21 protein-coding genes are annotated in these 23,838 nt (G+C 57.6%); 6 read left to right on the top strand and 15 right to left on the bottom strand.

Going from position 1 to position 23,838, the window contains the following annotated elements; genetic code table 11:
* The 10 genes from hydN to ACMGEE_RS14675 form a co-directional block, all read right to left on the bottom strand.
* Window positions 1–546, bottom strand: coding sequence for an electron transport protein HydN (gene hydN, locus ACMGEE_RS14720; RefSeq protein WP_253455235.1), 546 nt, complete (start codon window positions 544–546; stop codon window positions 1–3).
* Window positions 547–727: 181 nt separating this feature from the next.
* Window positions 728–1,213, bottom strand: coding sequence for a hydrogenase maturation peptidase HycI (hycI, locus tag ACMGEE_RS14715; RefSeq protein WP_253455234.1), 486 nt, complete (start codon window positions 1,211–1,213; stop codon window positions 728–730).
* Window positions 1,206–1,625: a formate hydrogenlyase maturation HycH family protein gene (locus ACMGEE_RS14710; protein ID WP_253461112.1), complete on the bottom strand. Its 420-nt coding sequence runs from the start codon at window positions 1,623–1,625 to the stop codon at window positions 1,206–1,208. The genes hycI and ACMGEE_RS14710 overlap by 8 nt, the downstream gene beginning before the upstream one ends.
* A 53-nt stretch (window positions 1,626–1,678) precedes the next feature.
* Window positions 1,679–2,473 (bottom strand): NADH-quinone oxidoreductase subunit B family protein, encoded by a 795-nt coding sequence (locus ACMGEE_RS14705; protein ID WP_436830268.1) that lies wholly within the window; start codon window positions 2,471–2,473, stop codon window positions 1,679–1,681.
* Window positions 2,470–3,027: a formate hydrogenlyase complex iron-sulfur subunit gene (locus ACMGEE_RS14700; RefSeq protein WP_253455232.1), complete on the bottom strand. Its 558-nt coding sequence runs from the start codon at window positions 3,025–3,027 to the stop codon at window positions 2,470–2,472. The genes ACMGEE_RS14705 and ACMGEE_RS14700 overlap by 4 nt, the downstream gene beginning before the upstream one ends.
* An 11-nt stretch (window positions 3,028–3,038) precedes the next feature.
* A complete protein-coding gene (locus ACMGEE_RS14695; RefSeq protein ID WP_253455231.1) occupies window positions 3,039–4,763 on the bottom strand; it encodes a hydrogenase large subunit in 1,725 nt (574 codons plus the stop codon).
* Window positions 4,764–4,802: 39 nt separating this feature from the next.
* Window positions 4,803–5,756 (bottom strand): respiratory chain complex I subunit 1 family protein, encoded by a 954-nt coding sequence (locus ACMGEE_RS14690; protein WP_253455230.1) that lies wholly within the window; start codon window positions 5,754–5,756, stop codon window positions 4,803–4,805.
* A 10-nt stretch (window positions 5,757–5,766) separates the two neighbouring features.
* Entirely contained in the window at window positions 5,767–7,659 is a 1,893-nt protein-coding gene (locus ACMGEE_RS14685; protein ID WP_436830267.1) for a proton-conducting transporter transmembrane domain-containing protein, read from the bottom strand.
* Entirely contained in the window at window positions 7,656–8,258 is a 603-nt protein-coding gene (locus ACMGEE_RS14680) for a 4Fe-4S dicluster domain-containing protein (protein ID WP_253461111.1), read from the bottom strand. Before ACMGEE_RS14680 ends, ACMGEE_RS14685 begins: the two co-directional genes overlap by 4 nt.
* Before the next feature lie 145 nt (window positions 8,259–8,403).
* Window positions 8,404–8,871, bottom strand: a complete 468-nt coding sequence (locus tag ACMGEE_RS14675; RefSeq protein ID WP_253455228.1) for a formate hydrogenlyase regulator HycA — start codon at window positions 8,869–8,871, stop codon at window positions 8,404–8,406.
* 341 nt (window positions 8,872–9,212) lie between these two features.
* On the opposite strand from ACMGEE_RS14675, the gene hypA reads away from it, so the two are divergent.
* From hypA to flhA, 6 genes are all read left to right on the top strand, one after another.
* Complete coding sequence (gene hypA, locus ACMGEE_RS14670) at window positions 9,213–9,557, top strand: hydrogenase maturation nickel metallochaperone HypA (protein ID WP_253455227.1); 345 nt, start codon at window positions 9,213–9,215, stop codon at window positions 9,555–9,557.
* Window positions 9,558–9,582: 25 nt separating this feature from the next.
* Window positions 9,583–10,389, top strand: coding sequence for a hydrogenase nickel incorporation protein HypB (gene hypB, locus ACMGEE_RS14665; protein WP_436830266.1), 807 nt, complete (start codon window positions 9,583–9,585; stop codon window positions 10,387–10,389).
* On the top strand, window positions 10,380–10,652 hold the full coding sequence (gene hypC / locus ACMGEE_RS14660; protein WP_253455225.1) for a HypC/HybG/HupF family hydrogenase formation chaperone: 273 nt from the start codon (window positions 10,380–10,382) through the stop codon (window positions 10,650–10,652). Before hypB ends, hypC begins: the two co-directional genes overlap by 10 nt.
* Before the next feature lie 3 nt (window positions 10,653–10,655).
* Complete coding sequence (gene hypD / locus ACMGEE_RS14655; RefSeq protein WP_253455224.1) at window positions 10,656–11,813, top strand: hydrogenase formation protein HypD; 1,158 nt, start codon at window positions 10,656–10,658, stop codon at window positions 11,811–11,813.
* Window positions 11,810–12,826: a hydrogenase expression/formation protein HypE gene (gene hypE / locus ACMGEE_RS14650; protein WP_253455223.1), complete on the top strand. Its 1,017-nt coding sequence runs from the start codon at window positions 11,810–11,812 to the stop codon at window positions 12,824–12,826. Before hypD ends, hypE begins: the two co-directional genes overlap by 4 nt.
* A 76-nt stretch (window positions 12,827–12,902) precedes the next feature.
* The gene (flhA, locus tag ACMGEE_RS14645) at window positions 12,903–14,993 is read left to right on the top strand and encodes a formate hydrogenlyase transcriptional activator FlhA (protein ID WP_436830265.1); all 2,091 of its coding nucleotides are present in this window, start codon (window positions 12,903–12,905) and stop codon (window positions 14,991–14,993) included.
* A gap of 70 nt (window positions 14,994–15,063) precedes the next feature.
* Here flhA and ACMGEE_RS14640 read toward each other — a convergent pair whose 3' ends face one another.
* The 5 genes from ACMGEE_RS14640 to ACMGEE_RS14620 form a co-directional block, all read right to left on the bottom strand.
* Entirely contained in the window at window positions 15,064–15,912 is an 849-nt protein-coding gene (locus tag ACMGEE_RS14640) for an MBL fold metallo-hydrolase (protein ID WP_301251390.1), read from the bottom strand.
* A 135-nt stretch (window positions 15,913–16,047) separates the two neighbouring features.
* Window positions 16,048–18,252 carry a glycoside hydrolase family 2 protein gene (locus ACMGEE_RS14635; protein ID WP_436830264.1) on the bottom strand — a complete coding sequence of 735 codons (2,205 nt, stop codon included), beginning with the start codon at window positions 18,250–18,252 and terminating at the stop codon, window positions 16,048–16,050.
* Window positions 18,249–20,936, bottom strand: coding sequence for a response regulator (locus tag ACMGEE_RS14630; protein WP_436830263.1), 2,688 nt, complete (start codon window positions 20,934–20,936; stop codon window positions 18,249–18,251). The genes ACMGEE_RS14635 and ACMGEE_RS14630 overlap by 4 nt, the downstream gene beginning before the upstream one ends.
* Window positions 20,937–20,944: 8 nt before the next feature.
* Window positions 20,945–22,345: a DUF3131 domain-containing protein gene (locus ACMGEE_RS14625; RefSeq protein ID WP_436830262.1), complete on the bottom strand. Its 1,401-nt coding sequence runs from the start codon at window positions 22,343–22,345 to the stop codon at window positions 20,945–20,947.
* On the bottom strand, window positions 22,330–23,835 hold the full coding sequence (locus ACMGEE_RS14620) for a DUF3131 domain-containing protein (RefSeq protein ID WP_436830313.1): 1,506 nt from the start codon (window positions 23,833–23,835) through the stop codon (window positions 22,330–22,332). The genes ACMGEE_RS14625 and ACMGEE_RS14620 overlap by 16 nt, the downstream gene beginning before the upstream one ends.
* Window positions 23,836–23,838: the final 3 nt, after the last annotated feature.

Raw genomic sequence — 23,838 nt, 5'->3', positions numbered from 1 at the left:
TTAAAACAGCAGGCCGGAAGTGCTGGCAAGCGCCGCACGGCGGCGTTTTTCTACGTTCATTTCCTTGAGCCGATCGCGGTCAACGGTCAGCAAGGCCTTGGTCGGACAGACTTCCTGACAGGCTGGGCCTTCTGCACGGCCCTGACACAGATCGCATTTATGCGCTTCGGCTTTATCTGCGACGGCGGTCATCGCCGCCGCGTTCTGACGAAAAAGGGGTTTGACCACGACCTCCATCGCGCCATAAGGGCAGGCGACGACGCAGGTTTTGCAGCCAATGCAGTGCTCCTGCATTACCTGGATTGCGTCGCCGCTGCGCACGATTGCGCCGTTCGGACAGACGTTGGCGCAGGGGGCATCTTCACACTGGCGGCACAGCACCGGCGTACTGAGGTTGACGCTTTTGATCACATGCAAACGCGGCGTGAAGGTGGTGGTATTGAGCTGCGAGATATCCTGCGACAAGCTGTGAGCCATCACGCAGGCGATTTCACAGGTACGGCAGCCGATACATTTTTGGGGATCGGCAATGATGAACCGGTTCATCTGAATCTCCTGATTCCATTAAATAAGCGGCCGACGGATCCCGGCCTTATGGCGGAGGTAATGCATAAAGCGTTCCAGCCAGAGGGATTATTTTTTCTTATTTATTTTCAATTGGTTAATAAGGATTCGTAGGGAGTGACTGTGGTCTGTCGGCCGTATCGTCATTTTCCCGACACTTATGTCATGTTGGCCTCGGGCGAAAAGGCGCGATGCCCAGGCCCGTCTCCAGCAGAGGAAGCCGCTGATAAAGCTCGCCAACCGCCCGCTCGACCGCTGGGCTAAGGGGATAGTAAAAAGCCACCACATCGGGCTGGATGCCGACAAAGGTAATCTGCGGAATAGCTTCCCGTAGCTGCTGAATTAAAAAGCTGAGCGGCAGCGTGTGGGTGGTCATCACGAACATTTCGGCGATATCGCTTTCGTCGATAAGGCGCATTTCGCCGGGAGCCAGCCCCATGTCGGTGGCGTCCACAATCACCAGGCGATCGGGCCGCTGCTCGCGCAGGTAGCCAATATCGTTTTCCGGCGCGGCTCCGCCATCCACCACCGTCCAGCCGGGCAAAGGGGCGGCGGCGCAAAGTTCGGCCAGGCGTGGCCCGGCGCCGTCGTCGCCCATCATGCTGTTGCCCACGCATAACAGCGCGTAGCGGGAAGAGGAATTAAGCATCGTATCTCCTGACCATCAGGTACATGGCGGGGTCGTTTTCAATTTGCTGGAGCAGGGCGATCAGGCGATCGCTCCACGCTTGCTGCTCTGCACTCATCCGCTCACGGGCGTCGCGCAGCGCCAGGGCCAGCAGATGGGTGTGACTGCTGTCGATAGTGATTTCGCCAAAGCGGCGCACGCCTGCCATTTTCCGCTGGGCTTCGCTGTTTTCCGCCAGGCAGGCAATCCATTGCAGATAGCCTTGAAGCGGGCAGGTGAGCTGCGGTTGCAGACAGTCGATAACGCCAACGTGGTGACCAATCGCCAGGCTGTAGTAAACCACCTCTTGGGCTTTCTTCGAGCTACGCTGCTGCGCGCATTTTTCATCGACGAATTTGCTGCCCAAAGCGTAAAACACCACTTTGTCGTGCAGGACGCGGGCCGACGGCTGATGCCGGGCGTAACGCTGTTGGTTAACCTCGGTGCTCACAGGCGAACCTCCCCGCGCAGAACCTGCTGATAAATTTGCTGTAAATGCCCCACGATCTCCGCCAGGCGGAGATCGCCCTGCTCATCCAGCCAGTCCGCCACGCGCTGTTCTACGGACTGCACGCCGGGCGCGGCCAGCGCCTGCATAAAGCGATCGGCAATCTGGCGACCATAGCGATAGCCGGCCATGCGTCGCGCTTCGCGATCCAGCAATACCCGCAGCGGCTGCGGCAGCGTAGGGTGCAGCAACGCCGCCGGTTCAGCCGCCTCAGGGTGCTGCTGACCTTTAATTTTTTGATCGAGCAGGCCAAGCGCCATGGCAAAACCATAAATAGTGGCGGCGGGCGTGGGCGGGCAGCCGGGAATATAAACATCCACCGGCACAATCTTGTCCGTGCCGCCCCAGACGCAATAAAGGTCGTGAAAAATGCCGCCGCTGTTGCCGCAGGCGCCATAAGAGATACAGATTTTCGGGTCTGGCGCCGCGTCCCAGGCCCGCAGCGCAGGCATGCGCATGGCGCGGGTGACGGCACCGGTAAACAGCAGAATATCGGCATGACGCGGGGAAGGAACTACCTTGATGCCAAAGCGTTCGGCGTCGAACAGCGGTGAAATGGCGGCAAAAATCTCTATTTCGCAGCCGTTGCAGCCGCCGCAGTCAACCCGATAAACGTAGGCGGAACGGCGAATGTTGTTCAACAGCGTGCTTTTCAGGCTGGCGATGCTCTCGTCGAGCGTAACGGGCACCGGCAACCCGTTTTCGTCGCGTGGCCCGTGCAGGATCTGGCTCATAGCTGTGCCTCGGGGGTCAGATGGCGGCCAATATCTATCCGGCTGGATGCGGGCAGCTGATGCTTTTTCTTGCAGGACGGACAGGTTTCATACTGCTCGCGACGTTCAGCAATCTGCCGTTCACTCAGCGCTGCGCTTTCCTGTAACAGAGAAAGCGCGAAGTCGATCTCTTTCTGCACGGCATAGGGATGGCCGCATTCCCGGCAGCGGCAAACCGGGAAATCAGCGGTTTCAAACAGATCCTCTTTACGCCATACCGCCAGTTCAAATTCTTGCGACAGCCTGATGGCGGCCGTCGGGCAGACTTCCTCGCAGCGCGCGCAGAAAATACAGCGGCCCAAAAACAGCGACCAGCGGATCGCCTCGCCTTCTTCTGGCGGCGTCATGGTCAGCGCGTTGGACGGACAGGCATTGGCGCAGGCACCGCAGCCGATACACTGCTGCGCGTTGTACTGAGGTTTGCCGCGAAAGTTGGCCGCCATCTCCAGCGGTTTTGCCGGATAGGCCACCGTTGCGGTACCGGTTTTCAGCACTTTTTTAATCAGCTTTAACATGTTGTCCCTCCCTAAAGCGGCGAGTTTTTGCGTTCAATGCCGTAACGTTCGATCTCTTTGTAAGGCACGACGACGGTGGTTTTCTTACGTACGTCGACCACCGTCATCCTGTCGGTGCAGGAATAGCAGGGGTCAAGGCTGCCGATAATCAGCGGCGCGTCCGAAACGGTATTGCCCCGCAGCATGTAGCGCAGCGTTGGCCAGTTGGCGTAGGTCGCCGCGCGGCAGCGCCAGCGAAACAGCTTCTGGTTGTCGCCGGTCATGCTCCAGTGCACGTCATCGCCGCGCGGCGCTTCGGCAAAGCCCAGCGCGAAACGGTGGGGAATATAGGTAAAGCCTTCGCTCATCAGCGGCCCCTGCGGCAGATTTTGCAGGCCGAACTCGATCATATTCAGCGAGTTAAACACTTCGTGGATGCGCACCTTCAGGCGGGAATAGACGTCGTTGCCGGTTTCGCTGTGAAGCGTAAACGGCAGGCTGGCATAGCCGGCATAGGGATGATCCGCCCGCATATCGCGGCGGTGGCCGCTGCCGCGTATCATCGGGCCGACGTTACTGAAATCGCGCGCTATCTGCGGGTCTAACAGGCCGACGCCGACGCTGCGCTGTTCGGTATTCGGCGTACTGAGCAGAATATCCACCAGGTCGTTCAGCTCGCCGCGCATCCCTGCTGACAGCGCGATAGTCTGGATCATGTCCTCTTTCAGAATGTCGCGACGCAGGCCGCCAATCAGGTTCATCCCGTAGGTTTTACGGGCGCCGGTCAGAATTTCCGCCATTTTCATCGACTGCTCGCGCACGCGGAAAAACTGCATAAAGCCGGAATCGAAGCCGACGAAGTGGCAGGCCAGGCCCAGATTCAGCAGATGGCTGTGCAGACGTTCAACCTCCAGCAAAATGGAACGGATAGTCTGGGCGCGCGCCGGCACCACAATGCCCATCGCGTTTTCAACCGAGGTGGTATACGCCACGCTGTGGGTAAAGCCACAGATGCCGCAGACGCGATCGGAAAGAAAGGTGACTTCGTTGTAGCCCATGCGGGTTTCGGCCAGTTTTTCCATGCCGCGATGCACGTAAAACAGCCGGTAGTCGGCGTCAATAATGTCTTCGCCGTCGACGAAAAGGCGAAAGTGTCCGGGTTCGTCAGAAGTGACGTGAAGCGGGCCGATTGGCACAATCGTGCTCGCTTCCTTTGTTTCAGAGATAAAGGGATAGGTTTCGTTATCGGTCGTTGGGGCCGGGCGTTGGCGGTAATCCATCGCGTCTTTACGCAGCGGATACAAATCGTCTGGCCAGTCATCCGGCAGCACCAGGCGGCGTTCATCCGGCAGGCCGACCGGGCGCAGGCCATACATATCCCGCACTTCGCGCTCGCCCCAGACGGCCGCCGGGACGCGCGGCGTGACCGACGGGAACTCCAGCGAGACGGGATCCACTTCGGTGCGCACGGTGATCCAGCACTTTACGCCTTGCTCCATTGACAGCACATAATACAGCGCGTAGTTGCCGCACAGCGTGCGCTCATCATTGCCAAACAGCACGGAAAGCCAGCCGCCCTGCTGATAGTAGAGCCACTCCACGACCTCCGGCAGCGCGTTCAGCCTGACGGTGACGGTGGCCTGCGTATCGGTCTGCCATTCGCTGTAGAGCAGCGCCGCAGGAAACTGTTTTTCCAGCGCCGCCAGATAGTGCAGGCCGACCGGATGTTGATTTAATGCCGTTGTGACTTCACTCATTATCAAACCTCTTCCCGCCGTGGCGGGACAAGAAAAATGTCAGCCCGCTATCAGCCAGGAAACCAGCGCCAGAAACGCCAGGCCGAATCCCGCCCAGGTGGTGCGGGAAGTGTTTAAAAAGCGCAAACGCGCCACGCTGTTTTCAATGAGCGCCACCAGCAGCACGGCAACCAGCAGTTTTGCCAGACAGAGCGCGGTGGCGATCAGCAGGCCGAACGGCGTTGGCTCCGCCGCCAGGCCAAAGGGGAGAAACAGGCCGAGAAACAGCTGAAGCACCACCAGCTGCTTCAGGCTGAGGCCGAGTTTCAGCACGCCCAGCGTCGCGCCGGAATATTCGGTCAACGGGCCTTCCTGCAGCTCCTGCTCGGCTTCGGCCATATCGAACGGCAGCTTGCCCATTTCGATATAGGTGGCGAAGGCGCAGGCCAGCCCGGCCAGCAGCAGGGTCAGCGAGGACGAAAGCGGCCAGTGCAGCACCTGCGCGCTAATGGCGCTAAGCGCGGTCGAACCGGCCACCAGCGCGGCTATCCACAGGCCCAGCAGCAGGATGGGTTCGACCAACACGCCCAGCACGGCTTCCCGGCTGGCTCCGATGCCGGTAAAAGGGCTGCCGGTATCCAACCCGGCGATAACAAAGACAAAGCGCGCCAGGGCGAACAGATAAATAAGGGTGATGAGATCGCCTGCGCCAGCCGCTGGCGAAGCAAGCGTTACCACGGGCAGCGCGCTGGCAATGACCAGCAAGATGCCGGTGAGGAGCCAGGGCATAGTGCGAAAAGCCGGGCCAGAAGCCGCCGGCGCCACGCTCTGCCGCTGTAACAGTTTGGCGATATCGCGATACTCCTGCAGTACGCCAGGCCCCTGGCGATTATGCATACGGGCGCGCAGCACGCGGCTGATGCCGGTAAACAGCGGCGCGATGGCCAGCAGCCCTGCCGCCTGGATAAGCGCCAGCGGCCACAGCGAACCGGTAAGAACAAAGGGAAAGGTCATCGTCAGTTCCTCAGGCCAGCGCCGCGACCAGCAGCACGGCCATTTCAATAAATGCCAGACGGCGGCACAGCGCAGCCAGCCCGCCCTGATGCAGGGCCGTCGTCAGGGCGGCAGGCAGCAGACGCTGGCGCAGACGATACAGCGGCGCAAACATCACGCGCAGCGGCTGAGCGAAACCGGTGGCGGTTACCACCATCCCGGCGGAATGAGCGTAGCCACAGGCCCAGGCGTCGCCGCGTCGCCGGTTCGGCAGGCGGCTGCCGCGCAGCGCAACGGCAATAAGCCAGGGCAGCAGCGGCATCGCCAGCAGTAAAATCGCCACCATCGGAGCGGAAACCGCCGACGTAGCCGAGAAGACGGCGCCATGCTGCGTAACGACAGGCGCGGTCATATGCAGCACGTCGGCGGCAACGAGGGAAAACAGGGGAACGATCCAGGGAGACGCGACGCCAGACACCACGCACAGCAGCGCCGGGATAACCACGCTGAGCGTGACCGCCAGAGGAGCAGGGCTGGCCCCGGCGGTGCCGCCGCGTGGGCTGCCCAGAAAGGCAACGCCAAAAACTTTGGCGATACACATCAGCGCCAGCGCGCCAGTCAGCGCCAGCCCGACGGCAAGCAGCGGGCCGAGCAGGCGAGTCAGCCAGAACGGGCTGCTGCCAAGCTGGAAAAAAGACTGGTAAAGCAGCCATTCGCTGGCAAAGCCGTTTAGCGGCGGCAGAGCGGCCATCGCCATCAGCGCAATCAGCATTGCGCCCGCCGTCCACGGCATCAGACGCGCCAGCCCGCCGAGCCGCTCAATATCTTTCGTTCCGGTCTGCCTCTCTATTTCGCCCGCGCCTAAAAACAGCGTGGTTTTAAACAGGCCGTGGTTAAAGAGATGGAACAGACCGGCCAGCAGCGCCAGCGCTGCCAGCAGCGGCAAACGCAGCGTGACGCCAATCATCGCGCCGCCCACGCCCAGCAGAACGATCCCGACATTTTCCAGCGTGTGGTAAGCCAGCAGGCGGCGGATATCATGTTCCATTAGCGCGTAAAGCCCACCGATAAAGGCGGTTAGCATCGCCAGCAGGATGACCAGCACGCCCCACCACAGCGGCGGTGCGCCCAGTAGATCCAGCCCGACTTTGATTACCCCTAAAATGCCGACTTTCATTAACGCCGAAGAGAACAGCGCGGCGGCATGAGCGGGGGCGCTGGTGTGCGACTGCGGCACCCAGCCATGCAGAGGAATAATCCCGGCGTAAAGCCCGAAGCCGGTCAGCGACAGCAGAAAGGCCGTCGACCTGACGCCCGCAGAAAGCTCGCTGTGCCGCAGCACGTCAAAGTTCAGGCTGCCGCTGGTGTGATAAAGCAGGCCAAAAGCCAGCGCCAGGCAGAGCGTGCCAAGCCGCGCGGACAAAAACTGATTTAAGCCGGCGCGACGGCTTTTCACGTCGTCATTCTGCACAATCAGCAGTCCGGCGCAGAGCGCGGCCAGCTCCATCGACAGGATCAGTTGCACCGCGTTGACGGCCAGCACGGCTGTCGTCAGCGTCGCCATCAGCAAATGGCACAGCAGGCCAGCCCGCGCGCGAACAGGCCCACCGACGCTGCGCAGCCAGACCCAGGCGTACAGGTTGCAAAATAGCGCGGGTAGCCAAATAGCCAGCAGCAGCAGCGCGTTCAGCGGGCTGAAGCCTGCCTGAAAAGAGAACGGCGGCAGGGCGACGGTCAGCGCGTCACCGGGCAGGATTTGCATCGCTGCCGCTATCGTCGCCAGAGAAGCCACCAGGCCGCCGCTGCTAAAAACAGCCGCGCTGACACGGGCAGCCCCGGCGAGCAGCCAGCCGATGCCGCCGCTCAGCAGCAGGAGCAGCAGCGCAAACGTCAACAGCGGCGCGGGCGAAAAAAGGGAGGTCATGATGGGTTCTCCTTGCCAGAGATAAACAGATCGACAGGGAGCGAGCTGGCCGCATTCAGGCGCTTCCGTTGACTGGCGTGCAGGGACAAATCGACGGTAACCAGCTTGATGGCCTGGGTCGGACAGGTTCTGATGCAGGCGGGGCCATCCTCGCTGAAACTGCACAAATCACATTTCACGGCCACCGCCCGCACGCCCGGCACGCAATCAAGGAAAGGGCTGAGTGGACGCGGCGGCAGCGGGGCGGGCAAGGCTTTCGGCGTATTGCAGTCACGGGGTGTTGCTACCGGCGTGCTGCCGGAAAAAGTGATGGCGCCAAACGGGCAGGCGATGCCGCATAGCTTGCAGCTGACGCACAGATTCTCATTCAGCTGAACAGCGCGATCCCGCAAGGTAATAGCATTAACCGGACAAACTTTGGCGCAGGGCGCATCCTCGCACTGGCGACACATGACCGGCGCGGAATCCTGAAGGTTGCGCATTACCTCCAGGCGCGGCGCGGACTGCAGACCATAACGCTGATGTTCCTGTGAGCAGCTGGCTACACAGGTATTACAACCGATACAGCGTCTGGCATCGGCTATCACATAATGATTCATGGCGGTCGGGCGGCTCATGAAATCTCCTTGGGATTTCGTCAAAAGTGACGAAATTGACGTTGAAAACAGAGTTTCGTCATTTATGTCGTCATTACTGCCCCTGTGCAGGCCATCAGATCTATTCCAGGGGATAATGGCTGGCCTGTTAAAAGGCTTTAATTAACTTTTCCAACTGCGGATGGATTGGGGTGCTGCTATGAATAGCGTCATAAATACACTGATAAATAGCGGCTATTTTATTCAGGTAGTGATCAAGCACGGCCTGCCTGTCGTGAATATCAACAGCGTTATCAATACGGCCGTCTTCGGTTAATGTCGCCCGGGAAAAGGCCTGAAAATCTTCCGGCTCACCTGGCTGCGCCATATTAAGGCTGTAGACGATTTGCTGACTGTAAAAGTCAGCCTGCAAATGGATGCTGATAATAAAATGGTTAAATAAGACAAAATGGATGCCGCGCTCGTTGCTGCAGGTGAATTCATGATTAATGTTGTGACTGGAAAGGGCTACGGCCTGCGTCAGCGCGTTCTGATAGGTACGCCAGTGCGCTTTCAACTGGTTGTTTTTACTGGCGATATACTCAGCCTGGTCGGCCAGTTCGCTAAGGGAGCTCATAAGCATTACCACGGGTTAAGGTGAACAGGATACCGTTTCGACATTGCTATTACGCCAACGAAACAGGATTGCTGAGAACCTAATGGCATAAAGTGTGCCAGGTCATGAAAATATTCTAAAACACTTTGTAGTTCATCAATTTAAAGGCGATTGGCGGTAATCTCTTTGCCCGATTATTTAGCGCTGTCGATGTCAAAGACATGTCATTTCGTCATATCTGACGGTCAGTTAAATACGCGTTTCTTTCCGGCTCTGGCCATATCGATAAGGCATAAACGCCGTGTCGAAAAAAGCTGGCATTGATATTGCAAATTACTCCTCAGCATCCGAGGAGAAAGGCAATGCACGAAATTACTTTGTGTCAAAACGCCGTAGAAATAATGCAGCAGTTTGCCCTGCGTCATCATGCCCGACGTATTACCTCCGTATGGTTGGAAGTCGGCGCGTTTTCCTGTGTCGAGCCCGAAGCGCTGCGCTTCTGTTTCGACCTGGCCTGTCGGCAAACGCTGGCGGAAGGCTGCGATCTGCATCTTGATACGCCAGCGGCGGTCAGCTGGTGTCACGACTGCCAGCGCGATATCACCTTATTGATGGCGGGCGTGCTGCTCTGCCCGGACTGTGGCGGACGTCGTCTGCGGGTGATTGCGGATGACGGCATGAAAATTAAACGTATCGAAATTGAATAGCGGGCCAGCGCCCGGGGAGAAAATTATGTGCAGTACCTGCGGCTGTGCCAGCGGCGAGCTTCATATTGAAGGCGTGAGCGGCGACGCCTTGCATTCTCACGATGGCGGCGGCCATTGCCATCACCACGGCGGCCATGCTCACAGCTATCAGGAGCGCGCCCATGGGCTGCCTTATGCGCCGCGCCGTCTGGTCGATATAGAAACCGAAGTCCTGGCAAAAAATAACCACATCGCCGCGCATAATCGCGAGCATTTTGCCGCCGCGTCCATTCTGGCGCTGAATCTGGTTTCCAGCCCCGGTTCGGGTAAAACAACCCTGCTGACGAACACTCTGCTGCGCCTTGCGCCGCTGCAAGCGTGCGCCGTTATCGAGGGCGATCAGCAAACCGCTAACGATGCCGAGCGCATCCGCGCGACCGGCGTCCCGGCAATTCAGGTCAACACCGGCAAAGGCTGTCACCTGGATGCGCAAATGGTGCATCAGGCGGTACATCAGCTGGCTCCTGAAAACCACAGCCTGCTGTTTATCGAAAACGTCGGCAATCTGGTGTGCCCGGCCAGTTTCGATCTTGGGGAGCATTGCAAAGTGGCGGTACTGTCGGTCACGGAAGGGGAAGACAAGCCGCTGAAATATCCCCATATGTTCGCAGCGTCGCGCCTGATGATCCTGAATAAAATCGACCTGCTGCCTTACCTGAATTTTGACGTTGAAGCCTGTATCGCTAACGCGCGGCTGGTCAATCCACAGATTGACGTCATTCAGCTGTCGGCCACCACCGGAGAAGGCATGGCGCGCTGGCTGGCATGGCTGGAGCAACAGCAATGTGCATAGGCATTCCGGGGCAGATTGTCGCGCTGCATGAACAGCACAGCGATCATGCCTGGGCTGAGGTCTGCGGCCTGCGTCGCGAAGTCAATATCGCCCTGGTCTGTGGCGATAACCGCGAGGCCTTGCTCGGAAGCTGGGTGCTGATCCACGTGGGTTTTGCGCTGGCCCGGCTGAACGAGCAGGAAGCGCAGGAGACGCTGGCCGCCCTTCATGCCATGGAAGAGCTGGAAGCCGACGTGGCGCTGTTCCTGGCGGGTGAGAGGTAAAATATGCGTTTTGTTGATGAGTTTCGCGATCCGGCGCTGGCGAAGAAGCTGCTTGAACGGCTTAACCAGCAGGCGACGCGGCTGCCTTTTACCGCAGAAAAACCGATGCGGATAATGGAGGTGTGCGGCGGGCATACCCATGCCATTTTTAAATTCGGCCTGGATAAGCTGCTGCCGCCACCGCTGGAGTTTATCCACGGGCCGGGCTGTCCGGTCTGCGTGCTGCCTATGGGCAGAATCGATGCCTGCTGTGAGATTGCCGCCCGGCCAGACGTCATTTTTTGTACCTTTGGCGATGCGCTGCGCGTGCCGGGCAAGCAAGGCTCGCTGTTACAGGCCCGCGAGCGCGGCGCGGACGTCCGCGTGGTTTACTCGCCGCTCGATGCGCTTAAGCTGGCGCGGGAAAATCCCCGGCGGCAGGTGGTCTTTTTTGCGCTGGGCTTTGAAACCACCATGCCGGTTACTGCCGTTACGCTGCAACAGGCAAAGCGGCAGCGGCTCGGCAATTTCAGCGTGTTTTGTCAGCATATTAGCCTGATGCCCACCTTACGCAGCCTGCTGCAGCAGGAAGATGTACGAATTGACGCGTTTCTGGCGCCCGGCCACGTCACCATGATCACCGGAACCGCACCATACCGGTTTATCCATCAGCAATTTGGCAAGCCGCTGGTGGTCAGTGGGTTTGAGCCGCTGGATATACTGCAAAGCGTCCTGATGCTGGTGGAGCAGGTGTGCGAGTCAGGCTGTAAAACAGAAAACCAATATCGACGCGTGGTGCCGGAAGAGGGGAACCTGCTGGCGCAGCGGGCGATACGGGAAGTCTTTCAGCTTGCCGGCAGCAGCGAGTGGCGCGGACTGGGGCTGATTGAGGCATCCGCTATTTCGCTGACCGAAGCCTATGCCGGTTTTGACGCCGAACGGCGCTTTACACCGGGCACATACGCCGTCGCCGATCATCCCCAGGCGCGCTGTGGCGATGTGCTCACAGGACGTTGTAAACCGCACCAGTGCCCGCTGTTCGGTACCGCCTGCACGCCGCATAACGCCTTTGGTGCGCTGATGGTTTCTTCCGAAGGCGCCTGCGCCGCCTGGTACCAGTATCGGCACCAGGAAACCCCGGCGGAAGTTCCGCCAGGGGCAGCTACGAGGGTAACCGAATGACGGCACAAACCGTAACGATGGCGCACGGCAGCGGCGGCCGCGCCATGCAGCAGATGATTGAACGGATGTTTCTGCAGGCGTTTGATAATCCCTGGCTTAACGAGCGGGAAGACGGCGCCCGGCTGTCGCTGGCCGATTTTACCCGTCAGGGCGACCGGCTGGCTTTTTCCACCGACAGCTATGTTATCGATCCCATTTTCTTTCCTGGCGGCAATATCGGCAAGCTGGCGGTCTGCGGTACAGCGAACGATCTGGCGGTCTGCGGCGCCATACCCACTTACCTCTCCTGTGGTTTTATCCTGGAAGAGGGCCTGCCGCTTGACGATTTGCAGAGCATCGTCAGTGCCATGGCGCAGACCGCGCAGCAGGCTGGCATCGCTATCGTTACCGGTGATACCAAGGTAGTTCAGCGTGGCGCAGCCGATAAGATCTTTATTAACACGGCAGGGATCGGTGCGATCCCAACGGCGGTGAAATGGGCGGCCAGCACCGTTCAGCCAGGAGACAAGATCCTGGTGAGCGGTACGCTTGGCGACCATGGCGCCACTATTCTGAATCTGCGCGAGCAGTTGGGAATGGATTTGGACGTGCAGAGCGACTGTGCGGTGTTAGCTCCCCTGATTGCGCCGCTGCGTTTGCTGCCCGGCGTGCACGCGCTGCGCGACGCCACGCGCGGCGGCGTCAATGCAGTCCTGCATGAGTTCGCCGGGGCCAGCGGGCTGGGTGTCTCAATAGAGGAAAATGCCCTGCCGGTAAAGCCTGCGGTAAGAGGGATTTGTGAGCTGCTGGGGCTGGAGGCGCTGAATTTCGCTAACGAAGGCAAGCTGGTGCTGGCGGTTTCCGCCCGGGCAGAGCAGCAGGTGCTGAGCGTGTTGCGCAATCATCCACTGGGCGCGGATGCGGTCACTATCGGCGAGATGACGGCAAATCCGCAGGTCTGCTTACGCGGCGCGCTGGGGGTTTCGCGCCAGCTGATGTTACCCCATGCAGAGCCTTTGCCGCGCATTTGTTGACCTTAATAAAAGCGTATCGGATCTGACTTTCTTTGCGCAATTCTCTTTCTTATCAGAGGTTATCCAGGGTAAAGCTATGCAAACTGCCACTCTAAGCAACACCAAACAAGAAGGATTGTTGACGCTGACGCGAACCCTGCTGCGGCAGCAAACCATGAGCTCGCTGTTGCAAGCCCTGACCCAGGTGGTACAGCGCGTGAATATGGCAGAAGCCGTCACGCTGCTGCTGTTCGGCAACAATGCCCGCGTCCATTTTTACGGCACCGATGCGATGCATCAGCCGATTGTGTATGAGGATGAGACGCTGCTGGCAAGCGGCCCGGTGCATTCACTGCGTAAAACGGCAAGCACGCAGGTCTGGCGTGGTGAAGCGCTGCATCGGCATTATCCGCAGCTGGCCGCGCTGGATCTTTATCCGCCGTTTACCGACTACTGCCTGGTGCCGCTAACAGGGCCGTCCGGCGTGCTGGGCGGCTGCGAATTTATGCGTCAGAACGGCCAGGCGTTTACTGTTGAAGATAAAAAGGCGCTGAATGAGCTGTGCCTGCTGGCTGCCGTGGCGGTTGAACAGATCCAGCTGCATGAGAATGCCCAGCTACAGCAGTCGCTGTTGCGTCATGAACGGGATGATTTTCGTCTTTTGGTCGATATTACTAACGCAGTCATTTCCCGCCTGGATCTGGATGAACTGACCGGTGAAATTGCCAAAACGATCCACCACTTTTTTCATATCAACGCCATCAGCATCGTACTGTGCGACGTGGATAAAACGAGCGAGCAGGCAAATGTTTACACCACTCACTATATAGAGGCGCACGTCGCGGAGCGTGAACAGTCCCGCATCACGCTGGTCGGCACGCTGGAAGAGCAGGTGATGAAAAGCGGTGAAAGCCTGCTCGTCAACGTGCCGCCCGCAAAAGGGCAGGAGAAGGTGCAAAACGCCCTGTTTCAGCAGCTGTGGCCTAATCAGGTCAAAACGTTATGTATTCTGCCGCTGCGTTTTAAAGACAAAACGCTGGGCGTGCTGAAACTGGCCAAGACGCAGCCCGACAACTTTACGCCCGCCAACCTGAGGGTGTTGCAGCAGATTGCGGAGCGTATCGGCATCGCGGTAGATAACGCGCTGGCCTATCAGGAGATCAAGAGCCTGAAGGAGAAGCTACAGCATGAAAATCTTTATCTGACCGAGCAGATCAACAGCCACAATCCCGATTTCAGCGATATCGTTGGGCGAAGCGCCAGTATGTCAAAAGTGCTGAAACAGGTCGAAATTGTGGCGAAAAGTGACTGTTCTGTATTGATCCTTGGTGAAACCGGCACGGGCAAAGAGCTGATTGCCAGGGCGATACATAACCTGGGCGATCGGCGTGACAAACGCATGGTAAAGATGAACTGTGCGGCAATGCCCGCCGGCCTGATGGAAAGCGAGCTGTTTGGCCATGAGAAAGGCGCGTTCACCGGCGCGACGGCTCAGCGTATGGGCCGTTTTGAGCTGGCCGATCAGGGGACGCTGTTTCTGGACGAGGTGGGTGAAATTCCTTTAGAACTGCAGCCCAAGCTGTTGCGGATCCTCCAGGAGCAGGAATTTGAACGGGTCGGCGGAAGCAAGCAAATTTCCGTAAACGTGCGGATAATCGCGGCGACTAACCGCGATCTGAGCCAGATGGTGGCCGACAGGGCTTTCCGTAGCGATCTCTATTATCGGTTAAACGTCTTCCCCATTGTGATCCCGCCGCTGCGCGAACGTCCGGAGGATATTCCGCAGCTGGTGAAGTTCCTGACCTATAAAATTTCCCGCCGTATGAAGCGGACTATCGACAGCATTCCGGCAGAAACGTTGAGGTTGCTCAGCCGTATGCCGTGGCCGGGCAACGTGCGTGAGCTGGAAAACGTGATTGAGCGTGCGGTGCTGCTGACGCGCGGCAGCGTGCTGGATTTACAGCTTCCTGAGCTGAATTATCCGCTGCCGATCGCCGATGTGCCCAGCCTGGCGGCGGAATCCTCGGCCCCACCGCTAAGCGGGGAAGATGAACGCGAGCGCATTATTCAGGTATTAAAAGAAACCAACGGCGTCGTCGCCGGGCCGCGCGGTGCGGCGGTTCGTCTGGGGCTGAAACGGACTACCTTGCTTTCCAGAATGAAAAAAATGGGGATTACAGGAAAATAACGGCTTCCATCAGCGCTGGCCTGGTGAAAAGTGCATAAGGTAGCCCCTTGCAGGGGAAAGCCCGGAAAGCTTATCGGTTTTGGTCAGGCGGCGAGCCTCCGGCGATCATCCGCTCCAGCTCGCGGAAATCATGGCTGCAAAACAAACTGATTTCCGCAGAGTGATGGCGGGCCAGCTCGCGCAGGCGCTGCTGATTAACGCGTCTGACGTCGTTATCGGCGGCCATAAACCACTGATAAAACCGCAACCCCGGCGTACAGTGGCGCGGATGCTCAAGCTCGCGCTGATAAAACCACGCATCGCCGCCGTGCAGCAGCCAGCCGGTATCGGTCTGCACCGCTATTCCCGCATGGCCTTGCGTATGACCAGGCAAAGGGATCAGCAATATTTCCGGCGGCAGGCCTTTTAAACCGGTGACGGCATCAAAGCCAAACCACTTTTCACCGGATGCGTGATAACCCGTCCAGCCTGAAACGCCGCTCCACTGGCCAGGCCGATAACGGGAACGGGCCAGCCAGCTGTCGCGCTGCCGGGAAGTATCGATTTCCCGCTGCATCAGATGGATTTGCGCCTGCGGAAAATCGGTCAGCCCACCGGCATGGTCAAAGTCCAGATGGGTCAGCACGATATGGCGAACGTCCGAGGCCTGGTAGCCCAGCGCCAGGATTTGCGACAGCGCTGTCAGAGAGGGTTTGCGCTGAATATTGTTCATCACGCGGAAAAAAGTGGCTAAGCGGCTGCCGGGCGCGCGCATATCTTCCGTACCGAATCCGGTATCAACCAGCACCAGCCCGCTGTTTTCCGTTTCGATAAGCAGGCAATGGCAGGCAAGATGCGCCCGGATGCCTTTGCTGAAACCGTCATAAAGCGCGCCGCCAACGGGACACATACAGCCACAGTTAAGATGAATAACCTTCACGGATTCTCCTCCAGCAGGATCGGTTCATAGCGGAATCAATAAGTGTAGGCGTTTTCAGACGAAACCAGATACGGCCCACACTTGCTGCCCGCCACAAATAACGCCGCTACGGCTGTAAAAAAGCGCCTCTTGCCGTCACTCTTTTTCAGGGACGGTCTGCAGCGTCAGCCGATTTTCAGCGAGTTTTTTTCCACCGGAGCTAATGATTTTACTGTGAATAGTTAACGGTAGCGTGCCTGTCGGCATCACCTGAAGCTCCACTACCTTTATTCCTGAATCAGGCTCGATCTCTACCGCTTTTTTCCCTTCCGCCAGCACGTTTCGGCCCTGACGTATCTGCCAAACCAGCTGGCTGCCGGAATGGCTTGTGGGCAGATCGTTAATGACCCAGAGATTCACTTTCCCGGCCTGTCCCTGTTTCCATTGTGTGGTCACGGGATCGATTGAAGGCAGCAGTGGTTGATAGGCGCGCTGCAGCGCGAAATAACCCGCCTTAGGGTGACGGAGGTAATCAACAATACCCCAGTTAATGGATGGCCAGGTTTCGACAAACATAAACTGGAATAGCGCCGTTACTGGCTGAAAGCGTTGGCGACGGTAGCTTTCTGCCGCTATCGCTACCAGCTGAGCCTGATACTGCTGCGTGTTGGCAATAAAATCCGGAATGCTATTCCCGCGCGAAAGACCGGCATTTTTAAAAGTCTGGATAGGCTGAAAATTATGGTATTTCCAGCTGGTCCACTTTGGATCGCCAGGCTGCGTGGTGGCTGGCCACCAGTCGCGCCGGGGAATAATAGTTTTAAACGTAGAAAATTTTGGCAGGGCCTGCGCACCGAACTCGGTGATAGTTGCCGTTTTCGCAGGTTCAAGCAGCTTATCAAGCGTGCCGAAATACCATCCGGCCCAGTAATGTTCTTCAACGGCAGAGAAAGGATGTACGATACGAGTATCGTCTTTGGCCAGGGTATCGGCTACGCGCTGCATCAGATTGCGGTTAAGTTCTTTATGCCAGTCCGGAAAACGTTTTTCCATCCAGGGGGAATCAAACGGCGGCTCGTTCTGGCCTCCCCAGACCACAACAGACGGCGCATTACCGAACTGTTCCATCATCTCCTGCGTTTGCCGTACGGCATTGTCGGCAAATTCTTTGCTGTCGTTGTAGCCCCACTGGAGCGGCACATCTTGCCAGATCATTATCCCCTGCTCGTCTGCAGCCTGATAAAGCGGGCGTCCGGCGACATGACCATGCACGCGGATAGCGTTTGCATTCATTTTTTTGACCAGGTCGAAATCGCGGTGATAACGCTGCTTTGTCATAGTGCTCAGCCAGGGCGAACCGATATAGTTGGTGCCCCGGATAAATACTCGCTGTCCGTTAACCAGCCAGCCACGGTTGTCGGGCTGTTCAACGACCTGACGCAACCCTGTTCTGCTGCTGCGCCGATCGAGCACGCCTGCCGCATCGCGTAAGGTTGCGCTGACCTGATAAAGGTGCGGTTTGCCATAGCCGATTGGCCACCAGAGACGCGCCTCTGGCATGGGTAACAGCAGGCTGACTCGCTGGCTGGCATCACCGGTAGCCTGTAGGGTGACCGATTGTCGTAGCTGGAAATTTTTACCGGAAAAATTATCAGGACGGGCAGCCAACACCAGCTCAGCCGTTTTTTCCGCCGGCGCGCGGTAAACGATTTCCGCCCGCAGTTGAGGGTGCGCCAGCCCCTGCGACCAGTCGGGCCGTAGTATCAGATTATCAATAGCCACGTCACGGCTGAGGCGCAGCCGCACTGGCGCCCAGACCCCACCGGAGTTGGCATCCTGTCCCTGGGGCGACCAGGCGCCGCCGGGTCTTGAATCGTGCTGGTTTAAGACGCCTTTCATCAGGTTTTTGCGTAGCGGCCAGTTTGTTTTGGGATCTTCAAAAGGACTGTCGACGCGTACGGCCAGCTTGTTGTAACGCCGCATATCCCGGGTTACGTCCACGGCAAAACGCTGGAAATACCCCTCATGACGGAGACGCTGATGACCATTGAACCAGACATCTGCGTAGTAATCGACGCCATCAAACTCCAGCGTAGCCAGCCGACCGGCCGGCAGCGTCGGCACGGAAAACTCGGTGCGATACCAGAGCGCGCCCTGGTGATCCCAACCTGCGCTATACCAGTTGGCCGGCACACGCAGCTGCCGCCAATTTTTATCGCTGCCGCGCCACCCTGGAAAATGGAGATCGTTGCCGTCATGCACGCGCCACAGCCCTCCTAATGACCAGGCCTGCGGCGCTTCCGCCGCCACGGCGGCGGCAGAGGAGAAAGTGAAAACCAGCGCGATGATGCTACGGATCATAAAGCCTCCTGCAAGTCGTCCAACTGACGCATAACCACGTCCACAGCCTGTGTTAAGGATGCGGTATAAGCGGCGCCGTCCAGCGGTGCCTCCTGGCCTGCTGCCGTCTCGATCTGCTGAAGCAGCACGGTGAGCGTATGAAAGCGGAATGCCGAAGCTTCGCCACGCAGTTTGTGCGACATGCGCCGCACGCGATCGCGATCCTCGCTGGCCAACGCCTCTTTTAACCGGGCGACATTTTCAGGAAGCTCGGTGGCGAAGAGCGTTAAAAGTTCATTCAGCAGCGCGTCATCAATACCCAGCTGCTCAATCAGCGTTTGCCGGTCGGGGGCCGCTTCAGGCTCCTTTTCTTTTAGCGGCAGCGCCATTACCCGGCTTATTTCATTCTGGATAATTTCCATGCTCACCGGCTTAGCGATATAGCCATCAAAGCCGTGCGTCAGACAAAACTCTTCGTCGCCTTTCATGGCGTGTGCGGTCATGGCAATAATACGTTGATGCGGCCGGGCAGGATTTCGCGCCTCGCGTTCGCGGATTAAGCGGGTAGCGTGCTCGCCGTCCATCTCCGGCATTTGCAAATCCATCAGGATAAGATCCCAGTGGGTAGTATCCAGCAGCTCCAGCGCCTCAATACCGTTGTTGGCAACCGCGAACTCATGACCCAGACGGGTAAGAAAATGCGTCGCCAGCTTTTGATTCACTAAATTATCTTCAGCCAGCAAAATGCGTAGCGCCGCCCCACGGGGAACCGCCAGCGGCGCAGCGGGCGAGGGCGCAGCAAGAGAGGCCGGCTGTAGCTGTAGCACGCTCAGGATGGCTTCATACAGCTCCCGCTGATCCACCGGCTTGCTGAGAAAATGCGTTACCCCAATGCGCTTCATCTGCTCGGCGTCCATATAGCGGCTCATCGAACTTAGCATGATTATCTGACAGTGCGCCAACGCCGGCATCGCTTTAATTTCCTGCGCCAGCGTCATGCCGTCTTTAACCGGCATTTGCGCATCCAGCAGAATAAGCGGGAAATCAGGATCCTGCAGCAGCAACGACAGGGCCGCATCGGCGCTTTCGGCCAGCGTCGGCTTCAGCCCCATATTACGCAGCATATCGCTCATTAAGTGTCGGTTAGTGGCGTTATCGTCAATCACCAATACGGCGACGCTGGCCAAAGGCGGCGAGGTTTTCAGGAGATCGACCGTATGCTGTACGGGAACCGGCAGGCTAAAGCTGAATATGCTGCCCTTACCGGGTTCGCTTTTGACTTTGAGCGCGCCACCCAGCATCTCTACCAGCCGCGCTGAAATAGTCAGCCCCAGTCCCGTACCGCCATATTTTCGCGTGGTAGAGGTATCGGCCTGGCTAAAAGACTCAAAAATAATCTGCTGCTTTTCTTCGGGAATGCCAATGCCGGTATCACGTACCTGAAAGCGCAAACAGTGCGCCCGAACGTCCAGGCTAACCGACAGCTCTACTTCGCCTGCGTGGGTAAATTTCAGGGCATTGCTGACCAGGTTCGTTAATATCTGCCGCAGGCGGACGGTATCCGTGAGCAGTCTGGCAGGCACTTCCGGCGCGACCTTTATCAGCAGCTCTATATGTTTTTCCGAAGCCGCAGGCAGGAGCGGACGCATTAACGTCTGCAAAAAGGGCCGTACCTCGAACTCTTCCTCATCCAGTTCAATTTTGCCCGCTTCGATTTTCGAGTAGTCAAGAATATCGTTAATGACGCGCAGCAGCGTATGGGCAGAGTGATAAACCAGCGTCATATATTCCCGCTGCTCTTCGGTCAGCGGGTTATCCAGACAGAGCTGCGTCATACCCAGAATGCCGTTCATCGGCGTGCGGATTTCGTGGCTCATGTTTGCCAGAAAGGCGCTCTTTGCTTCGTTGGCTGCCCGCGCAGCGGCGACGGCCTGCAAAGAGAGCTGCTCCGCTTCTTTACGCTTGGTAATATCCTGAAGCGTACCGATGACCCGTGCCGTACCGCCTTCCACCGTCACGCTGGCGACCTGACCAGACAGCAGCATCCAGCGATACTCACCATCGCTGTGCAGCAGGCGGATTTCTCTTTCAAATATCGGCAGCCGATCGTTGTTGGCGCTGATAAAAAGCTGCAACAGGGATTCCCGATCGTCAGGATGCAGCAAAGGGTCGAGGAAGCTGGCGCTGTAATGCCAGGTTTCGCGTGGATAGCCAAGCATGTTTAACAGGGCATCGTTGACCTGTAAAAGATCCTTATCCTGCTGCCAGTCCCAGATGCCAATTTGAGTCGACTCTGCCGCCAGCACGAAATCTTCATTAAGCTGCTTGCGTGATTCGTTAATAAACTCAAAGCCGGACATATCAATATGCAGACTGACAATACCGCCATCCGAAGTGCGGTTGTGCTGCACGAAGACTTTCCGGTTGCCTATACGGCGCATTTCACTGTGGTTATCAAGCCGACAGCAGCTCACCAGATTCTCCACCATCGCCTTTTTACGCTGATCGTTTTCTGTCATATAGGCGGAGGCGACAAAAGATTGCGCTATTTCCGTCAACGTCATGCCTACGCAGATGCAGTTTTCTATACCGGGATAAAAACGTACAACCTGCTTGTTGTAGGCGGTCAGCCGCTCGTTTGCGTCATAGGTCAGGACAGCGGCGCGCAGTGAATCGAGCGCTTGAGGTAACTGAATGTCAGGCATAGTCTCTCCTAATCAGCGGCGTCAGCCCTGGCTGAAACCGCCGGGAAGCAGCGCTGGGGAGCGGTAAACGGATCGCGCAGCTGCTGTCGGAAATAGCTTTGCGCGGTAATTTCGCCGTTACGGAGCAGCGGAGCCATGTTGCTTTTGAAAAACAGGGCCTCCAGCACCATTGCATTGGTGGAAAGCGTAATCGCGCGGTTGTAGTCGCCGGTGGCTTCAACACGGCCCTCGAACCAACCGCGCGCCGGATCGTTTTGTAACCGCGCCATATTCATTAACGCATTGGTAAAAGGCGTATCCCATAACGCCCAGAGGCCAAAAACGGCCCGTGTGGAAACCTGAGCCAGCCGGGGCAGCCATTTACCGTCGTCAGCAAGCGTATTCCAGGCGTAACCGTTGGCAAAAATGGTGTCGTTGACGTGCCAGGGAGGCGCAGAGAGAGCAAAGTCGCTGCGCGCCGTGAGTATTTTCTCTTTTTGCCAGCGCATTTCCTGTACGCGATAGACATTGCTGGCGCGCTGGCGCAGTAGCCTGATAATGTCGCGGTCGGCCCCCGGCAGCTCCCAGCCATATTCAATGCCGCTCAGCACATAGGGCGTGGTGGTGATAGCGGACGGAGTCCAGGTTGTGCGGGGATCGCGCGCATCAATATCCAGCGCCAGGCCGTCAATAATGACGTGTTGCGCCGGCGGCCTCAGCGATTGCTGGTTTGCAAACCCCCACAGCCCCAGCCCGGCAGCGCTGTATTCACTGTCGCCAAGTCGGCCTTCCGCCCGGGTTACCAGCTTCTGATCCTGCATCTGTCCTGCATAAAGCTGGCCCTGGTTATCAACAATACGACAAAAATCCCAGCGTAATATCACGCGCTCCAGGTATTCGCTGTATTGCGGATGAAAGGCGGCAACGATACGCAGCGCCATCATCAGCCGGGCGATATCTCGGGATGACCAACCGATCACCTGTGGCGTATTGCCGTAGCCGACCATACTGATATTCTGCGTGTTGTAGAGCAGATTAGGCAGTTTGGCAGAGGTCAACGGCAGGCGGTTGAGCGTACCGAGCAGCAGCGTCAGGCGGCGGTCGAAAGCGACATCGTCGATCAAATCAAGCTGACGGGCTGCGGTTAGTGCAATAAGCAGATCGCCCATTTGCCACAGGCTGATCACCGGGCGCTTATCACTGCCGTTAACCAGACCGGTGTTAGCCTGGGTGTTGTTTTCAACGTAGCGCCAGGCTATCGCCGCCCAGCGTTGCTCTTCCGGGCCGAGCTTGCCGAGCCGCGCAGTGGTATGCCAGCCGCCGTTTACCAGCCAGTGCCAGCCTGCGGCGTCATGGCGTCTCAACATCCAGACCGTACCGATGACGATCGCCAGCAGTACGACAGCAACACGCATTACTGTCTTAGGCATGAGGTCGCTACCGGCGGTAATTTGACAGGCGTCTGGCTGTTACAACTCGCGCATTTACAGGCGCGACAGGATGGGGCGGTGCGCACGGCAGTTCCGCTTTGCTCACACCAGTTTTTGATGCCCGGCGTGACGTTAAGAAAAGGACGGTTGCGTCGGGTATTGTTGTCTTCAAAGTTGTCTACCAGACGCTTTTCCCAGATGGATGGCGCATAGTCGCTTTTGCGAGGATCGTTACTGTTAAAGCGCAGCAGCTTGCCTTCTTTTTTGAAAAGCAGTGCTTCCAGCATGATGCCGTTGTTATTGGCGGTAAATTCCTTAATAGGCCCGTCGCCATTTTCATACAGGCCTTCATAGTAGCCTTTGCCTTGTTCCTGAGCGTTTTCAATGGCATCCAGTAAACGATCGGTATAAGGCGAATCCCATAGTACCCACATGCCAAGCGCCGCCTTCAGCGAGACGGCCGCCACGTTTGGCACATACTGCCCTTTATCCGTAATGGTGTTCCAGTTGTAACCGTCGCTGTAAACGGTGTCGTAAACGAAGTAGGGCGCTTTATCGAGCTGGTGTTCAGAGCGGGCGGTCAGCGTGCCGGTGATCATGTAGCGATTTTCCTGCGCCTGGTAAACGCGATCGGCGAAATTTTTCATCCAGGGATGGCTGAAATTATTCGGACTATTTTCGCGGTCGTCGCTGTTGTCCCAGCCCATTTCCAGGCCGTGCAGCAAATAGGACTCAGTCACCACATAATTATGCTGATTCGTTAAGCGCGGATCGCGTGAATCATAGGGCACCAGCACGCAATAAATATCCGCCAGGGCATAAGGCTCCGGCCGACTGGCCTGACAGGTGGTAAAGCCCCACAGCTGATAGCCTGCCGCCGCATATTCTTCATAGCCCAGACGGCCTTCCTGCACGTACTGCGTCTGCTTATCCTTATTCATATAGGCGCCATACAGCGTGCCGCAGTCATCAACCACGTGGGTAAAATCCCAGCCCAGCACTACGTTGTCGATATTGTTAGCATGTTCCGGGTAGCGCTCTTTAATGATCTTCATCCAGAGCAGCATCCTGCCGATATCAATAGCGGAAAACCCAATCTCTCCCGGCTTGTTCAGGTAGTTTACTTTTTGACCGGTAATGGTGTTGTACACTTTGTTAGGCACCTGATTTTGAAACAGCGCCAGCTTGTTTATCGTGGCCATAAACTGTAAAAAACGTCGGTCGAATTCCGCTTTGTCGATAATGCCCAGTTCTCTTGCCGCGGTCAGCGCAGCCAGATAGGAGGCGCTGTCCCACATGGTTGTGGAAGGGTATTTATTTACCGCATTCACCAGGCCGGTAGTGGGCTGATAGTTAGCGACAAAATAAGCCCAGGCATTTTTCGCTACGTTCATTTCTCGCGGCGTCAATTCGCCATGACGGATGTTGTAATCCGAGGCGGGCAGGCTGACAGCGGCCTGTAGCACGGGGGCGGTAAGCATAAGAACCATCAA

The organism is Erwinia artemisiae (assembly GCF_051400835.1).
Classification (GTDB): Bacteria; Pseudomonadota; Gammaproteobacteria; order Enterobacterales; family Enterobacteriaceae; genus Erwinia; species Erwinia aeris.
This window is presented reverse-complemented; position numbering and strand designations above follow the sequence as displayed.

Excerpts from the sequence above, each read along its gene's own strand:
- hypB (WP_436830266.1), top strand. The coding sequence starts at position 9,583 with ATGTGCAGTACCTGCGGCTGTGCCAGCGGCGAGCTTCATATTGAAGGC.
- hypA (WP_253455227.1), top strand. The coding sequence starts at position 9,213 with ATGCACGAAATTACTTTGTGTCAAAACGCCGTAGAAATAATGCAGCAG.
- ACMGEE_RS14680 (WP_253461111.1), bottom strand. The coding sequence starts at position 8,258 with ATGAATCATTATGTGATAGCCGATGCCAGACGCTGTATCGGTTGTAAT.
- flhA (WP_436830265.1), top strand. The coding sequence starts at position 12,903 with ATGCAAACTGCCACTCTAAGCAACACCAAACAAGAAGGATTGTTGACG.
- hypC (WP_253455225.1), top strand. The coding sequence starts at position 10,380 with ATGTGCATAGGCATTCCGGGGCAGATTGTCGCGCTGCATGAACAGCAC.
- hydN (WP_253455235.1), bottom strand. The coding sequence starts at position 546 with ATGAACCGGTTCATCATTGCCGATCCCCAAAAATGTATCGGCTGCCGT.
- ACMGEE_RS14705 (WP_436830268.1), bottom strand. The coding sequence starts at position 2,473 with ATGAGCCAGATCCTGCACGGGCCACGCGACGAAAACGGGTTGCCGGTG.
- ACMGEE_RS14695 (WP_253455231.1), bottom strand. The coding sequence starts at position 4,763 with ATGAGTGAAGTCACAACGGCATTAAATCAACATCCGGTCGGCCTGCAC.
- hypD (WP_253455224.1), top strand. The coding sequence starts at position 10,656 with ATGCGTTTTGTTGATGAGTTTCGCGATCCGGCGCTGGCGAAGAAGCTG.
- hypE (WP_253455223.1), top strand. The coding sequence starts at position 11,810 with ATGACGGCACAAACCGTAACGATGGCGCACGGCAGCGGCGGCCGCGCC.
- ACMGEE_RS14675 (WP_253455228.1), bottom strand. The coding sequence starts at position 8,871 with ATGAGCTCCCTTAGCGAACTGGCCGACCAGGCTGAGTATATCGCCAGT.
- hycI (WP_253455234.1), bottom strand. The coding sequence starts at position 1,213 with ATGCTTAATTCCTCTTCCCGCTACGCGCTGTTATGCGTGGGCAACAGC.
- ACMGEE_RS14630 (WP_436830263.1), bottom strand. The coding sequence starts at position 20,936 with ATGCCTGACATTCAGTTACCTCAAGCGCTCGATTCACTGCGCGCCGCT.
- ACMGEE_RS14635 (WP_436830264.1), bottom strand. The coding sequence starts at position 18,252 with ATGATCCGTAGCATCATCGCGCTGGTTTTCACTTTCTCCTCTGCCGCC.
- ACMGEE_RS14620 (WP_436830313.1), bottom strand. The coding sequence starts at position 23,835 with ATGGTTCTTATGCTTACCGCCCCCGTGCTACAGGCCGCTGTCAGCCTG.
- ACMGEE_RS14700 (WP_253455232.1), bottom strand. The coding sequence starts at position 3,027 with ATGTTAAAGCTGATTAAAAAAGTGCTGAAAACCGGTACCGCAACGGTG.
- ACMGEE_RS14685 (WP_436830267.1), bottom strand. The coding sequence starts at position 7,659 with ATGACCTCCCTTTTTTCGCCCGCGCCGCTGTTGACGTTTGCGCTGCTG.
- ACMGEE_RS14625 (WP_436830262.1), bottom strand. The coding sequence starts at position 22,345 with ATGCCTAAGACAGTAATGCGTGTTGCTGTCGTACTGCTGGCGATCGTC.
- ACMGEE_RS14690 (WP_253455230.1), bottom strand. The coding sequence starts at position 5,756 with ATGACCTTTCCCTTTGTTCTTACCGGTTCGCTGTGGCCGCTGGCGCTT.